The following is a 14851-nucleotide window of genomic DNA, read 5'->3' as shown; positions in this document are numbered from 1 at the left end:
CGGAAAATGTCGCAACCCGTCACCCCCAAAACTGTGAGCCCCTATCAGGGGCTTGAAGATCGGGCGTTTTGGCGGGCTGGCGTTGTTGAGGCCGGCGCCTATCCGCCCCCGGACATTTACCGCCCTAAATATACCGTGACCAAAGATCTGCCGATCTTTACCGCAGGCAGCTGTTTTGCGCAGCATGTCGGACGAGCCTTGGCGAAGGCCGGTTATCATGTGCTTGATACCGAACCCCTGCCCCCTTTCGTGCCGGCAGAGGTCGCGCAAAAACACGGCTATCAACTGTACTCTGCGCGTTTTGGCAACATCTATACCATGCGGCAATTCCTTCAGTTATTGCAGGAAGCCTTCGGGACCTTCAAACCAGCCGATCCCGTCTGGGAAAAGGAAGGGATGTTCTATGACGCGCTGCGCCCGGGATTGACGCCGGGTGGGTTGAAATCACCTGAACTGGTCGAGGAAGCGCGGCACTACCATCTACGGGCGGTGCGCGAAGCGGTGACGCAAACGGGAATGGTGGTCTTTACCCTTGGATTGACCGAGACTTGGCAACATGGGCCCAGCAAGACGATTTATCCAACGGCACCCGGCACGATCGCCGGGGAATATGATCCGGAAGTCCACGAGTTCGTTAATTTCCGTGCCCGCGATATCCGTAAAGACTTTCTCATAGTACGTGAGATTTTTCAGGCTGCAAATCCGGATGTGAAATTCTTGCTGACCGTCAGCCCAGTGCCTTTGACCGCAACAGCCAGCAACGATCACGTTCTACCCGCGACGATGTACTCCAAATCCGTGCTGCGTACAGTAGCAGGCGAGTTGGCCGAAGATCTGGCTGACGTCGACTATTTCCCCAGCTTTGAAATCGTTTCCTCTCATCCGTCAGCAGGAGAGTTCTTTGAGGCGAACATGCGGAGTGTCAAACCGGCTGGCGTACGCAAGGTTATGCGTACCTTTCTTGAGGCCCATGGCGGTATCGACGAGAAGACCGAAAAGCAAATGAGAATCGAACGGCGTGCCGCACGGCGGGCGCGATTGGCGGCCCAAGACAGCGCACGTAGTGACGACGTGATTTGTGAAGAAGAACTGCTGGACGCTTTTCGCAAATGACCCGCGCCTTGATCATAGGGTCCAGCCATGTCGGTGCTTACCGCAACGCGCACGATACGTTTGGCAGTCTCTGCTCCGATCTGACAATCGAATATTTCGCAATGCGCGGGCCCTTGTTCTTGATGGGAAAGCTGGACGGCACCGGTATTTTCACGCCGCATTTTCGGAACGATGATGACCGCGCGCTTGTCACCGAAACCAATGGCCAAGAGGTTGTCGACACAACTGAATACGATCAACTACTGATGGTGGGGCATCGGTTTGCCTTTAACAGCATCGCGGCACTTCTGTCAGAGCACGACATTCTCGAAGGTGCCCGCACTGGCCGTGCAAGGCTTATCAGCACAGAGATGGTGAAAGAAACGATTCAGGTCGTGACGCAGGCTTCCGTGAAAGAAGCGGTGGATGCGATCCGTGACTGCGGACGTGCCGCCAGTTTCGCGATGGCCCCCTATCCCGCCAGCAGCATCGTGGAGCGGGGGGATGATTACCCGTTGGCTCACACTTTGCGTCTATTCTGGGAGCATCCGGATGCGCACCTCGTGTTTGATTTGTGGATTGAGGAAGTCGAACGCGCATTGAGGGCAGAAGGTCATCGGCTGTTGCGTCAGCCTGCGACACTCTGTGATGGCCCGTTTGCAACGAAATCGCAATTTGCCACCCGCGCCTCCGATGCAACTGGCGGCACGCTTGCGAACATTGATCACCGGCATATGAACGCAGACTTCGGCCTTGCCATGCTCTGCGAATACGCCGAAAACCACTTGGGTCTTGTTTCCGGTATTCGGGAACAGACCGCGCCAACCGAAAGGATTGCCTGATGGCCTGGGACAGAAATCAAATGGCTGCGCGCGCTGCGCAGGAACTTGAAGACGGTATGTATGTGAACCTTGGCATCGGTATTCCGACGCTGGTGGCGAACTATGTGGGCGACAAAGACATTACTCTCCAGTCCGAGAATGGCATGTTGGGCATGGGGCCCTTCCCTTTCGAGGGAGACGAGGACCCCGATCTGATCAATGCAGGCAAGCAGACGATCACAGAACTCAAGCGGACGGCTTACTTCGACAGCGCGATGTCGTTTGGCATGATCCGTGGCGGTAAAATCGCAGCGGCTATCCTTGGTGCCATGGAAGTTGCAGAGAACGGTGATCTGGCAAACTGGATGATCCCCGGCAAACTGGTCAAAGGCATGGGCGGTGCCATGGATCTGGTGGCAGGTGTGGGGCGTGTGATTGTCGTGATGGATCACACAAGCAAACATGGCGACAGCAAAGTACTGAAAGAATGTACTCTACCACTGACAGGCAAGGGTGTTGTGGACCGCATCATTACCAATCTTGGCGTGCTTGATGTGGTTGAAGGCGGACTTCGCATTGTCGAATGTGCCGAGGGCGTCACCGAGGACGAATTGCGCGCAGCGACACAGGCGACGCTTGTCTGACCCGCAAATCACGCGCGAAGTGGATGGGACCAAAGGGCGCTATCTCTTGCACCTTGACGGTCACAAAGCCGAGCTGACTTATAGCCAGCTTGGTAAAACACAAGTCATCGCCGATCACACGGCGGTGGATGATGCGTTATCAGGCAAGGCTGCCGGTCTAATGCTCGTAGAGAGGCTTGTGGCAGATGCCCGCGCGAAGGTTTCCGGATTGTACCACTTTGCCCGTTTGTCAACGCCATGCGACGCAAACATCCCGAATGGGCAGACGCGTTCAAAGTCTGAAGATCGCGTCGTTAGTTCATCGCCGCAAAAACACACCCGTCCGAGATAAGCTCCGGTGGTGTTTTGCACAAACCTTTGGCCACCTGAAACGCCGCGAGTACCTTTGGCACATAGTCGCGGGTTTCCGCAAAGGGCGGTACACCAGCATGTTTGCGCACCGATCCCTCGCCAGCGTTATATCCTGCAAGCACGAGGATCGGATCGCGGTCGAACTCTTCCATCAGCCAGTTGAGGTATTTCACCCCGCCAAGAATGTTGTCTTTGGGGATCATACTGTCGGTGACACCAAAGCGCGTGGCCGTGTCTGGCATCAGTTGCATCAGTCCTTGCGCCCCTGCCCCACTGACTGCATCGGATTTTCCGGCCGATTCAACAGTGATCACCGCGAGGACCAGCGCGGGTGACACTTGGGTGCCGATGGTCGAAAGCAGGATTTCCCGACCGTTGGCACGTGCGATATCCTGCATGTGCTGCAAGCGGGGCGTCGGCGCTTTTCGCGTGGCAGCAGCAAGCGTGGTCAACGCAACACCCAGACGCCCCGGCCCTGCGCTTGCCTGATCGGGAGATACCTTCTCCCAGAACCAATCATACTGGCCGGGCGTCTGTTGCTTTGCTGTAATTGCGGGCGACGCCGAGGCTTGCTGCGGAACGACCGCCTGCTGTGATGGATCAATCTGTATGGTGATGCGGTTGCTGCTGCCCGCTTTGGGCGGCTTTACGCGCTTGGCGCTGAATTCAGGAAAGGGCTTCGGGCCCTCCGACATCGCCGGTCCTGCACAAAGAGCGCCCGCAAAGAGCGCCAGATGGATAAATCGGATCATGCCTGCCTGCTTTTTTTATGATTGTTGGCTCGATTACCCGAGAATATCCCACAAAAAGGGTTCTCAAACCAGCCAATCATGGCCTGAAACATGGCATTTTCGCCTTATTTGGGGCCGGTTTCGCTTACTTTTTGTTAACCGTACAAGAAATTGCTCTTATTTTTTGTTTTGTTTCAATGCTTTAAGATTTTTTACACCTAATTTCGCGATTTAAACGGAAAAGTCACATTTGACGCCAAATTCACGCCCCATTCGAAGGTCTATATAGCGTCATACCAAGTCGGACAGGCAGCCAACTGAGAGAAACGGTTGCCACCAAGTCGGACGGGGTTGGAACTTAAAACTTACATGATCCTTGGAGGGACATACCATGATGAACTTTATCAAAAACTTCCGCAAAGACGAAGACGGCGCCGTAACTGTAGACTGGGTTGTTCTGACAGCTGCTGTTGTTGGCCTGGCCGTTGCTGCTTACTCATCCATTCAGTCTGGCGCGTCCACACTGACAGCCAACACAGGTACATTCCTGGACGGCCGCGACCCTAACTAAGTTAGGCTCAAAAGCTTGATCTAAGGCTTTGGGGTCGCGTTCTGCCGGTCAGAGCGCGGCCCTTTCCCTGCCAGGCGCAGCACAATTTCCACCCAATCGTGAGGACACCCCATGCGAATGACATTGAAGAACTTTTTTAAATCCGAAGACGGTGCAGTCACCGTTGACTGGGTTGTCCTGACCGCGGCCATCGTTTCATTGGCGGTTGTTGCGATCTTTGCGATTCAAGGCCCTACAGACGATGTGGGTGATGGCGTTGGCAATTACCTGACCGGCTATACCCCGGGCAGTAACTAAACCAGAGAAATTCCAAGACAACCGGCCGCCACAGGCCGGTTTCTTACGTTAAGCCATCCGCTTTGGCCGTCGCTGATGACGTCATAAGCTTGTCATTACGCAAGCAAACTATCGCCACAATCAAAGCGCAGAAACAATGGCAAACGAGGTTCCGGGTTTTGCCCGGATAAAACAGCAGCAAAAGGTGAACGATATGCGTATGGTATTTGGACTGGTTCTATTGGTGGGCATTGCGCTTGCTGGCGGGGCAGTATTCTTGGCCAAGGATCGCATCGCGCAATATCAAAACGCGAACGCTCAGGCACAGGCCGCATTGGCCAAAGTGGTCCCGACAAAGACGGTATACGTCGCACAGGGTCCTTTGAAATACGGGCAAAAGCTCACGGTTGAGGATGTACGCGCCGTTGACTGGCCCGAGAATGCGATCCCTGAAGGGTCTTTCATGGAAATGGAAACCCTCTTTCCGGAAACAACCGATGAATTGCGGGTTGTCCTGCGCGCCATGGAAAAAGACGAAGCGATCATGGCAATCAAGGTCACCGAGCCGGGTGAAGATACCGGTTTGACCTCTCGCCTCGCACGCGGGATGCGGGCCTTTACGATCAGCGTCGATGTATCAAGCGGTGTTTCGGGCTTTTTGCGCCCTGGTGACCGGGTTGACGTTTATTGGACAGGCCGCGCTGGCATCGGCCGCGACATTAACAATAACGGCGAAGTTACCAAGCTTATCGAAGCCGGTGTGAAGCTGATTGCAATCGACCAAAGTGCAGGCGGCAATTTGAATGAGGCCACCATTGCCCGCACAGTTACAGTGGCGGTAAGCCCCCAGCAGGTCGCAGGCCTCGCGCAGGCACAGTCCACCGGCAAGTTGTCACTGGCTCTTGTGGGTGCCGAAGATGACACCATGGCGTCGGCGATCGAAGTCGACCAAAGGTCTCTTCTCGGGATTGCCGAGAAAGAAGCCATTGCAGAAGTCGAGCAGGAGAAAGTCTGCACCATCCGGACACGCCGCGGTGCTGAAGTGGTCGAGCTGCCGATCCCCTGCACGAACTAAGCCAAAAAACTCTACGGAAACCAAGCAGTTGGAACAGCGTCGCACCTTTGCGGCGCTGTTGCAGTTATACCCATGTTGCCATTTATCCACATAAACTATTGCAGCGAACACCTTGATTCTTGCAATAAAAATGAAACTGACGCAGACTGATGAAAACGACGGGCACTAAGACCCATCTTTGAGGCGTGATCGAAAGGCAGGTCACATGAAAATTGACAGATTCCTAAAAGCAGCCCTTCTGGGGTTGTCCCTTGTAGCTGTGCCATTGGCAGTTTCCACACCGGCTCCGGCCTTTGCGGACACTTTGCGCGTGGTCAAGAAGGGTACAAACTCAACGCTGAACGTTCCGATGAACCGGGCCGTTGTGGTAGAAAGCGATATCCCATTCGCTGAGTTGAGCATCGCCAATCCCGGCATTGCAGACATCTCCTCCCTATCGGACCGGACGATCTATGTTCTTGGCAAATCCCCAGGGTTGACGACGTTGACCTTGCTTGATGCAAGCGGCCAGTTGATCACCAACGTCGATGTGCGTGTCGCTGCGGATGTATCAGAATTTAAAGAGCGTTTGCGCCAGATCCTTCCGGGTGAGAAGATTGAAGTGCGCACCGCGAACGACGGCATCGTCCTGTCGGGTGTTGTGTCGTCGATTCAACGGTTGCAGCGCGCCCTTGATCTTGCGGAGCGTTATGCGCCCGAGCGTGTTTCAAACCTGATGAGTGTCGGTGGCATCCAGCAGGTTATGATGAAGGTGCGCTTCGCTGAAATGCAGCGTAACGTTTCGAAATCCCTTAGTTCTTCCCTTTCACTCAACGGCGCAATCGGCGGCACGGGTGTCAGAGGCGGTACAGGTACGGCAAACCTCGAATCAGGTGTCGTCGGCAGTCTCGCTGGCGAGATTCCTTCTTCGAACCAGAACGCCGGTGCGGTTTTGTTCGGCTTTAACGCAGGATCGACACAGGTCGGCCTGCTGCTTGAAGCGCTTGAGCAAAAAGGCGTTGTACGTTTCCTCGCAGAGCCGAACCTTGTGTCCCTTTCGGGTCAAGAAGCGCGTTTCCTCGCCGGTGGTGAGTATCCCGTGCCGGTTTCCCAAGACAGCGGCCGTATTTCGGTTCAGTTTAAACCATTCGGTGTCGAGCTGGCCTTTATTCCCCGCGTTGTAGACAAAGATCTGATCAATCTGGAGCTGAAAGCATCAGTTTCCGCGATTGACCCGACCAACAGCATCGCTTTGGGCAACGGCATTGAAATCTCTGCCTTCACCCGCCGCGAGACCTCTTCCACCGTAGAAATGCGTGACGGAGAAAGCTTTGCAATTGCCGGTTTGTTGACAGACGACTTTACCGACAACTCCAGCCAGCTGCCGTGGATCGGCGATGTGCCGGTGCTGGGTGCGCTTTTCCGTTCTGCGGATTATCAGCGTAGCCAAACGGAACTGGTGATCATCGTCACAGCACATCTGGTTTCACCAACCCGTGGTGAGGCCCTCGCCCTGCCGACGGATCGCATCAAGCCGCCGACCGAAAAAGACCTGTTCTTGTTCGGCCGTACCGCAGCAACCGTGAACACCCCCCAGAAAGGTGGTGCCGGAGAGGTTGCCAAGCAGGACTTTGGCGGGTCATATGGGTATGTACTGGACTAAACCGATGAAAACCCAAATGCGCACAAAACTGAAAATTGCAGGGATCACTGCTGCACTGGCAACGGTCCTAGGCTGTGCCCCAAGCTCTGACCCCGTTTATACCCAGTTTTACCGCGAAGCGGGTGCGCTGACGGATACCGGTGACTTTGGCAACGCGACGCTGAACAACCGCCTTATTATGACAGGCGAGCGCCAGTATACCTTTGATCTTGCAAATAGATTTGCGGCAGAAGTGAATTCGACTGTCACCTTTGCATTCAATTCTTCACAGCTTGATGCACGTGCCCAGGCAGTTTTGCGTCAGCAGGCTGGTTGGATCAGACAATTCCCCGAGATTCGCTTTCGCGTCTACGGGCACACTGACGCTGTTGGCTCAAACCGGTACAATCGCGCGCTGGGCAAACGCCGTGCGAATGCGGTCGTTCATTACCTGACGTCCATGGGCATCAGCCGTTCCCGTTTGGAAGCCGTTGTTTCCTTCGGCGAAACACAGCCATTGATCGTTACTCAGGGTCAGGAACGTCGCAACCGGCGCACCGTGACAGAGGTGACCGGATTTGTGGAACGTCATCCTACGGTACTCGACGGCAAGTATGCCCAGATTATCTACCGTGACTATGTGGCAAGCGGTGTTGCACCGACAGGTCTGACTGAATCACAGCTGGGCGAAGTACAGTAACCTGACTGGGGTCTTTCCACCCTTTCATATTTTGAAAACAGCCAGATCCGGCGCTCATTTGCGCCTGATCAATCCGCCTCTGAGGCGTTGATCGTTTCAAGATACCCTACAATCGAAACCTTTTAGCCCCAATCTCGCCCCAGTTGGCTGCGATATCCTGCCCTGTAGGACAAATGTGTCTGGGTAGAATGCCAGGCAAGGGTGACCGCAAGGGGCTAAAATCTGTACGTCAGATACAGCATGCACCTTTGCCAAACCCACGTGAGCAAAGGATAAAGGTCATGAGTAGCAGTATGCCACAACCCGAAACAGCGCCCATTGTGGCCTGTACGATCAGCCGTGACGTCCAGAACTTCGATCTTCTGATCGAAGATATGGAAGACGCGCTGGGCGAGAATTGGGGTGACCTGGGATTTGCCGAAGCGCTTGCGTTCTTCGGGCAACCAGAGGCCGAAGGAATGGAGTTTGTCGCGCTGGCGATGGATGAAACGGACGAGGATAATCTGATCCTCATGGCCGAGATCATCACCCAGGCCAAGGCACGCGATATCAAGGTTATCCTGATTGCCGAAGACATGACACCGGCCGCGCTGCATTCATTGTTGCGCAAAGGTGCCGATGAATTTGTCCCCTACCCGCTTCCCGAAGGTGAACTCGCGCAGGCAATTACCCGTGTGCGCAAGAAGGATGAAGTTGCGGCACCTGAAGTATCACACGCACCGCAGCTTAAGGCCGGTGCGCAAAAAGACGGTGCCGTCATCGTCGTACACGGACTTGCCGGCGGCACAGGCTCCACCACTATGGCAGTGAACCTTGCCTGGGAATTGGCGCATGCGGACAAGAACAACCCGCCCTCCGTCTGCCTGCTGGATCTGGACCTGCAATTTGGATCGGTCGCGACTTTCCTTGATCTGCCTCGCCGCGAGGTGGTTTACGAGATGCTTTCAGACACAGAAGACATGGATGAGGAAAGCTTCGGTCAGGCTCTTCTGACCTACGAGGACCGCTTGCAGGTTTTAACTGCACCCTCCGACATGTTGCCGCTTGATCTGATTTCCTCCGAAGACATCAACCGGGTTCTGGACATGGCTCGCAATCAGTTCGACTACGTTGTGATCGACATGCCCTCAACGCTGGTACAGTGGTCCGAAGCGGTGCTGAACGCGGCACATATCTACTTCGCGATGCTTGAGTTGGACATGCGTTGTGCCCAGAACACGCTTCGTTTCAAGCGGGCGCTGCAATCGGAAGAGCTTCCGGTCGAAAAGCTGCGCTATGTCTTGAACCGCGCGCCCAAGTTCACCGACCTGAACGCGAAGGGCCGCGTCAAGCGGATGGCTGAATCCTTGGGCATCTCCATTGATCTGCAACTGCCCGATGGCGGCAAACCGATCACCCAGGCAAACGACCACGGTCTGCCGCTTGCAAACTCCGCCCCAAAAAGCCCGCTGCGCAAAGAGCTGATGAAGCTTGCCGCGTCCATCAATGACCTCAAAAGCGACGAGGCCCAGGCCGCTTAAGCTCTGACTGAAAGAAACAAATATGTTTTCCAAGTACAAAAAGACGGATGCGAAAGCACAGGCAAAGCAGCCGGTCGAGATCATCGACAACATCACCGAATTGCCGGAGCCGAAACCTTCGACCTCGATGCGCAAGGCTCTCAAGCCTGCCGCCGCGGCCCCTATCGATAAAGAGGTCAAGCGCAAGCAGCGGATGTCAGACATCAAGCTGGAGCTTCACCGCGCCTTGCTCGACAACCTGAACCTCGCCGCGCTTGAACACGCGACAGAATCTGATCTGCGTCAGGAAATCAACGACATCTCGGCAGAAATCCTGTCCGAGAAAAGTATTGTTCTGAACCGCGAAGACCGCATGACGCTCAACTCCGAGCTTTATGACGAAGTCACGGGCCTTGGCCCCCTTGAGACACTGCTCAAGGACGAGACGGTCAACGATATTCTGGTGAACGGCCCGCAACAGATTTTCGTCGAACGCGACGGTAAGCTGGAGCTGACGGACATCACCTTCAAAGACGAACGCCACCTGCTGAGGATCATCGACAAGATCGTTTCAGCGGTTGGTCGTCGTGTGGACGAGAGCAACCCGTATGTGGATGCGCGTTTGCAAGATGGCTCGCGTTTCAACGCAATGGTGCCGCCCGTTGCGGTTGACGGCTCGCTCGTCTCCATTCGTAAGTTTAAAAAGGACAAACTGGGTATTGATGATCTGGTGAACTTTGGTGCCTTCACCGAAGAAATGGCCGCCTATCTTCAAGCCGCCGTTGCCACCCGTCTGAATGTCATCGTGTCTGGTGGTACGGGTTCCGGTAAAACGACAACACTTAACGCCTTGTCATCCTTCATCGACAATGCCGAACGTATCCTGACAATCGAGGATACGGCCGAACTTCAACTGCAACAGACCCACGTGGGCCGGATGGAAAGCCGTCCGCCAAACGTTGAGGGCAAAGGTGAAGTTTCCCCGCGCGACTGTTTGAAAAACGCCCTGCGGATGCGTCCTGACCGGATCATCGTTGGTGAAACGCGTGGCGAAGAAGTTATCGACATGTTGCAGGCGATGAACACAGGTCACGATGGATCAATGACCACGATCCACGCGAACTCCGCGCGCGATGGTGTGTCACGACTGGAAAACATGATCGCGATGGCCGGTATCGAGATGCCCCTGAAAGCGGTGCGCTCCCAGATTTCATCGGCTGTGAACCTGATCGTGCAGGCTTCGCGTTTGCAAGACGGCTCGCGCCGCATGACGTCGATCACAGAGATTACCGGCATGGAAGGTGACGTCATCTCTATGCAGGAAATCTTTCGCTACCAGCGGGTAGGTCTGACGCCTGACAATAAAATTATCGGCCACTTCACGGCCACTGGCGTGCGCAGCCACTATGCGGAACGGTTCCGCATGTGGGGCTATGATCTGCCATCTTCTATCTACGAACCCATCGCGGCCCAGTGATGCGAACCGCAGCCATCGGGCGCAAAAAGGAATAGTGCAATGAGCGCAGAACCAATTATCTATGGATTGATCTTTGTCGGCGTGCTGGTGCTGGTCGAAGGCCTGTACCTTGTCGCATTCGGCAAATCCATCAGCCTCAACAGTCACGTGAACCGCCGGCTTGAAATGCTGGAAAAGGGCACGCGTCGCGAAGAGGTGCTGGATAAGCTGCGCAAAGAAATGCAGCAGCACATGGATGCCAAGACGATCCCGCTCTATTCCCTTTTGGCCGAAAAGGCGCAGAAGGCCGCGATCGCGTTTACGCCCAAACAATTGATCATGATTATGGGCGGGCTGGCGGTCATCGCCTTTTTGGGCCTGACCATCGGTACAGAAACAGAGCCGCCCGTACGCGCCTTGATGTCCGTGGGCATTGGCATTGGTGCCGTCTATTTCTGGGTTTCTTCGAAGGCCAACAAACGCATGAGCATGATTGAGGAACAACTGCCTGATGCGGTTGAACTGATGGTACGTTCCTTGCGTGTCGGTCACCCCTTCACCAACGCGATATCCATCGTGTCCAAAGAGGTGCAGGACCCGCTTGCATCTGAATTCGGCGTCATCGCGGATGAAGCAGCCTATGGTCGCGACGTGGGTGAGGCGCTCAAGGACATGGCCGAACGGCTGGATATGCAGGATTTGCGCTTCCTTGCGGTTGCCGTGACAATCCAGCAGCAATCGGGTGGTAACCTCGCTGAGATCCTCGCCGGTCTGGCCAAGGTGATCCGCGCACGTTTCCGTCTGTTCCGCCGCGTAAAAGCGATCACCGCCGAGGCGAAGTGGTCCGGTAAGTTCCTGTCGGCATTCCCGATTGTCGCGTTGGTCGTGATCAACGTGTCGGACCCACACTACTACGACGAGGTGATGGAACACCCCTACTTTATTCCGGCCTGTTTCCTCGTGGGCATCTTCCTTGCGCTGAACCTTTTCGTCATGCGCATTCTGACAGACATCAAAGTGTAAGGCAGGATCAGTCATGCAATTCCTTAGCTCGATCAACGAACAAATCTCTGAGGTTCTGGGACCTATGGGATTGATCATCATCGTTGGTGTGGTCGGTCTGATGCTGGTGGTGGCGACCGTCATCATGATGCTGCGTCAACCGGAAGACCCGCTCGCCAAGCTCAAGCGGGCGTCGACTATCGGCCCCGGCGATGATGGTAAAACAAAGCTGCGTCAGGCTGGCGGTAACCAGCAATTAGAGAAATTCGCAAAATTTCTAGAGCCTGAAGACGTTGCAGAGCTTTCTGCCAAGCAGTTGATGCTGCGGCAGGCCGGTTATCAGGGCCGGGATGCTGTGCGTGTTTTCTATTTTGCGCAGATGGCCCTCGGTATCCTCGGCCTTATCGCCGGTGTGATCTATGTGAACTTTTTGGGCGGTGGCGAAGGGCTGACCACTCAAAAGACCATGATGTACACAGTTGGCCCTGGTGGCATCGGCTACTTTCTTCCCAAATACTGGGTGACGCGCCGCGTCGAGGCCAGAAAAGAAGAGATTACCCGTGGTTTTCCCGACGCGCTCGACATGATGCTGGTCTGCGTTGAAGCAGGTCAATCACTCGATCAATGTATTGTGCGTGTCTCTAACGAGCTGCGTGCATCTTACAAAGCGTTGGCAGATGAATTCGAAGTCGTAGCGTATGAGATGAAAGCCGGTAAGGACAAGATTACCGTTCTTAATGACATGGGCGAGCGTTGCGGCGTGCAGGATGTCTCATCGTTTGTGACTGTTTTGGTGCAGTCGGCTGCCTTCGGTACGTCAATCTCTGATGCGCTTCGGGTCTACGCTGCAGAAATGCGTGACAAGCGCGTGATGCGGGCGGAAGAAGCCGCAAACAAGTTGCCAACCAAGATGACACTTGCCACTATGATGCTCACGGTGCCGCCGCTGCTGATCATTCTGGTCGGACCATCGGTGCATGGCATCACGGAATTGGGCAATATGTCAGGACCGGGTGGGCAATGATATCACGTTTCAGGCGCGGCAGTCTCCGCGTTCTGGTTCTTAGCACGACAATCGGATTGGCCGCCTGCTCTACGGGCGGCTTTTCTGCGGCTGGCGATCAGGTTTATGCGCCGGGCGTCAATACACGCGCCGAAGCTGTGGACGGGATCGAAGTCGGTCATCGCCTGATCGCTGCACGTCAGTTCGAATTGGCAATCAAATCCTTCAACCGCGCGGCGCTGGAGACCGGTATCGACGTTGATGTGTTGTCGGGACTTGGCAGTGCCAATCTGGGATTGGGCCGTCTGGGCCAGGCCGAAGACCTGTTGCGCCGTGCCGTCAAAGCGGATGAGGCCGAGCCGGAAGTCTGGAATAATCTCGGCGTTGTGCTGATGGAACGCGGCAAAACCCAAGAAGCAGAGCAGGTTTTCAAGCGGGCCTATGCGCTGGACAATGGCGAAAGTGACGCAATCCGCGACAATCTTCGCTTAGCACTCGCAAAATCCGAAAATTCTGGTACAGAAGTCATTGACGACGAAAATTATAAGTTGGTGCGGCGCGGCAGGGGCGATTACCTGATCAGTGACCCACTGTAACCACTCAAGTGGTTGTGACCTAATATGGTCGAGGCAGAGCAGTAAAGAGGACGCTAAAATGCGCCACCCTATCCTTCTGGCCGTCTGCATTGCAGGCGCGAGCGTAGTTGCAGGCTGCGCGGAAAAAGATGCTAACGCCACCGTTGAACGGGCCTTTGAGGACGTGAATGCGCTGGATGGCAACGATCTCTCTGATGTGATGCTGACAGTTGCGGACCCCAACGAGGCGGTATCGTATTTTCAGCGTGTGACGGCGGAAAAGCCGGACAACATTGATCACCAGCGTGGTCTGGCGGCCTCATTGGTGCGGGCCAAGCGCCCCACCGAAGCGGTACCTGCTTGGAAGCGCGTGACGGAAATGCCGGGCACATCATCCAACGACCATGTTGAATATGCCGATGCGCTGATCCGGTCTGGCGACTGGGCAACTGCCGAAACGGTACTGGACAAGGTGCCGCCGACTCATGAGACCTTTAAGCGCTACCGCCTTGAGGCGCTGGTCGCCGACAGCAACAAGGAATGGAAGAAAGCGGACAGCTTTTACCAAACCGCCGTTGGCCTCACGACTACGCCCGGTTCGGTGATGAACAACTGGGGCTATTCAAAGCTGACACGTGGTGATTACCCCGAAGCGGAACGCCTCTTTTCGGATGCGATCCGTCAGGATGGTGAGCTGTTTACGGCCAAGAATAACCTGATCCTCGCCCGTGCGGCGCAACGGGACTACACCTTGCCCGTGATCCCGATGGACCAGACAGAGCGTGCGCAGTTGCTGCACACCATGGCACTTTCGGCGATCAAGCAAGGCGACGTACAGACGGGCAAGGCCCTGCTGCGTGAGGCGATTGACACGCATCCCCAGCACTTTGAGGCTGCGGTCCGGTCCCTGCGCGCTCTCGAAGACGGCTAAGGTGATGGCGATTACTGCCGCACAAGCGATGTGGTTTCTGCCCTTCGTGCTACCGATCTGTCTTTACGTTGCGTTCACGGACATGGCGCAAATGCGGATCACCAATCAGTCCGTGATCGTGCTGGCGCTTGTGTTTATCGTGCTCGGACTATTCCTGATGCCGTTTGAAATATATCTCTGGCGGCTTGCTGCGATGGTTATCGTGCTGATTGTCGGCGTGATTATGAACGCTGCGGGTGCCTTGGGTGCAGGCGACGCCAAGTTTCTGGCCGCCGCCGCCCCGTTTGTCGCTTTGGGTGATCTGCGCCTGCTTATGGCGCTTTTCATGGCGACACTGCTTGCCGCCGCTGTCGCGCACAAGGGGGTCAAATATACCCCCCTGCGCAATCTCGCGCCTCATTGGACCAGCTGGGAACAAGGTAAAAAGTTCCCTATGGGGCTCGCTCTTGGTCCGGTACTGGCAATCTATCTTGTATTGGGGGCGCTTTATGGCGCACGCTGAG

General features: G+C 55.3%; 17 protein-coding genes. 16 read left to right on the top strand and 1 reads right to left on the bottom strand.

What is annotated here, in order from left to right:
* The first annotated feature begins 6 nt into the window (after positions 1-6).
* From Z946_RS0113285 to Z946_RS21420, 4 genes are read left to right on the top strand one after another with little or no spacing between them, the layout of a single operon-like run.
* Complete coding sequence (locus Z946_RS0113285) at positions 7-1113, top strand: GSCFA domain-containing protein (RefSeq protein WP_037969201.1); 1107 nt, start codon at positions 7-9, stop codon at positions 1111-1113.
* Positions 1110-1934 (top strand): hypothetical protein, encoded by an 825-nt coding sequence (locus Z946_RS0113280; protein WP_025056223.1) that lies wholly within the window; start codon positions 1110-1112, stop codon positions 1932-1934. Before Z946_RS0113285 ends, Z946_RS0113280 begins: the two co-directional genes overlap by 4 nt.
* Positions 1934-2557, top strand: a complete 624-nt coding sequence (locus Z946_RS0113275) for a 3-oxoacid CoA-transferase subunit B (RefSeq protein WP_025056222.1) — start codon at positions 1934-1936, stop codon at positions 2555-2557. The genes Z946_RS0113280 and Z946_RS0113275 overlap by 1 nt, the downstream gene beginning before the upstream one ends.
* On the top strand, positions 2466-2888 hold the full coding sequence (locus tag Z946_RS21420) for a GNAT family N-acetyltransferase (protein WP_375782154.1): 423 nt from the start codon (positions 2466-2468) through the stop codon (positions 2886-2888). Before Z946_RS0113275 ends, Z946_RS21420 begins: the two co-directional genes overlap by 92 nt.
* Here the strand turns inward: Z946_RS21420 and Z946_RS0113270 are convergent.
* A complete protein-coding gene (locus Z946_RS0113270; RefSeq protein ID WP_169736908.1) occupies positions 2851-3660 on the bottom strand; it encodes a lytic transglycosylase domain-containing protein in 810 nt (269 codons plus the stop codon). The two genes, Z946_RS21420 and Z946_RS0113270, sit on opposite strands and share 38 nt — an antisense overlap.
* A 370-nt stretch (positions 3661-4030) precedes the next feature.
* Between Z946_RS0113270 and Z946_RS0113265 the strand changes: the two genes are divergently transcribed.
* The 12 genes from Z946_RS0113265 (at position 4031) to Z946_RS0113210 (ending at position 14850) form a co-directional block, all read left to right on the top strand.
* The gene (locus tag Z946_RS0113265; RefSeq protein ID WP_025056220.1) at positions 4031-4210 is read left to right on the top strand and encodes a Flp family type IVb pilin; all 180 of its coding nucleotides are present in this window, start codon (positions 4031-4033) and stop codon (positions 4208-4210) included.
* Between the two features lie 111 nt (positions 4211-4321).
* The gene (locus Z946_RS0113260; protein WP_025056219.1) at positions 4322-4507 is read left to right on the top strand and encodes a Flp family type IVb pilin; all 186 of its coding nucleotides are present in this window, start codon (positions 4322-4324) and stop codon (positions 4505-4507) included.
* 193 nt (positions 4508-4700) lie between these two features.
* Complete coding sequence (gene cpaB, locus Z946_RS0113255; RefSeq protein WP_025056218.1) at positions 4701-5561, top strand: Flp pilus assembly protein CpaB; 861 nt, start codon at positions 4701-4703, stop codon at positions 5559-5561.
* Positions 5562-5766: 205 nt separating this feature from the next.
* The gene (locus Z946_RS0113250; RefSeq protein ID WP_025056217.1) at positions 5767-7203 is read left to right on the top strand and encodes a type II and III secretion system protein family protein; all 1437 of its coding nucleotides are present in this window, start codon (positions 5767-5769) and stop codon (positions 7201-7203) included.
* On the top strand, positions 7190-7882 hold the full coding sequence (locus Z946_RS0113245; RefSeq protein WP_025056216.1) for an OmpA family protein: 693 nt from the start codon (positions 7190-7192) through the stop codon (positions 7880-7882). The genes Z946_RS0113250 and Z946_RS0113245 overlap by 14 nt, the downstream gene beginning before the upstream one ends.
* Before the next feature lie 281 nt (positions 7883-8163).
* Complete coding sequence (locus Z946_RS0113240; protein WP_025056215.1) at positions 8164-9402, top strand: CpaE/TadZ family protein; 1239 nt, start codon at positions 8164-8166, stop codon at positions 9400-9402.
* A gap of 22 nt (positions 9403-9424) precedes the next feature.
* Entirely contained in the window at positions 9425-10858 is a 1434-nt protein-coding gene (locus Z946_RS0113235) for a TadA family conjugal transfer-associated ATPase (protein WP_025056214.1), read from the top strand.
* 39 nt (positions 10859-10897) lie between these two features.
* Positions 10898-11860 (top strand): type II secretion system F family protein, encoded by a 963-nt coding sequence (locus tag Z946_RS0113230; protein WP_025056213.1) that lies wholly within the window; start codon positions 10898-10900, stop codon positions 11858-11860.
* Between the two features lie 13 nt (positions 11861-11873).
* Complete coding sequence (locus Z946_RS0113225) at positions 11874-12863, top strand: type II secretion system F family protein (RefSeq protein ID WP_025056212.1); 990 nt, start codon at positions 11874-11876, stop codon at positions 12861-12863.
* Positions 12860-13438 carry a tetratricopeptide repeat protein gene (locus Z946_RS0113220; RefSeq protein ID WP_025056211.1) on the top strand — a complete coding sequence of 193 codons (579 nt, stop codon included), beginning with the start codon at positions 12860-12862 and terminating at the stop codon, positions 13436-13438. The genes Z946_RS0113225 and Z946_RS0113220 overlap by 4 nt, the downstream gene beginning before the upstream one ends.
* A gap of 58 nt (positions 13439-13496) precedes the next feature.
* Positions 13497-14348, top strand: coding sequence for a tetratricopeptide repeat protein (locus Z946_RS0113215; protein WP_025056210.1), 852 nt, complete (start codon positions 13497-13499; stop codon positions 14346-14348).
* A 4-nt stretch (positions 14349-14352) separates the two neighbouring features.
* Positions 14353-14850, top strand: coding sequence for a prepilin peptidase (locus Z946_RS0113210; protein ID WP_025056209.1), 498 nt, complete (start codon positions 14353-14355; stop codon positions 14848-14850).
* Position 14851: the final 1 nt, after the last annotated feature.

Source organism: Sulfitobacter noctilucicola (assembly GCF_000622385.1).
Taxonomy (GTDB): domain Bacteria; phylum Pseudomonadota; class Alphaproteobacteria; order Rhodobacterales; family Rhodobacteraceae; genus Sulfitobacter; species Sulfitobacter noctilucicola.
The sequence above is the reverse complement of the archived record's forward strand: the minus strand, read 5'-3'. Positions and strand labels throughout refer to the sequence as shown.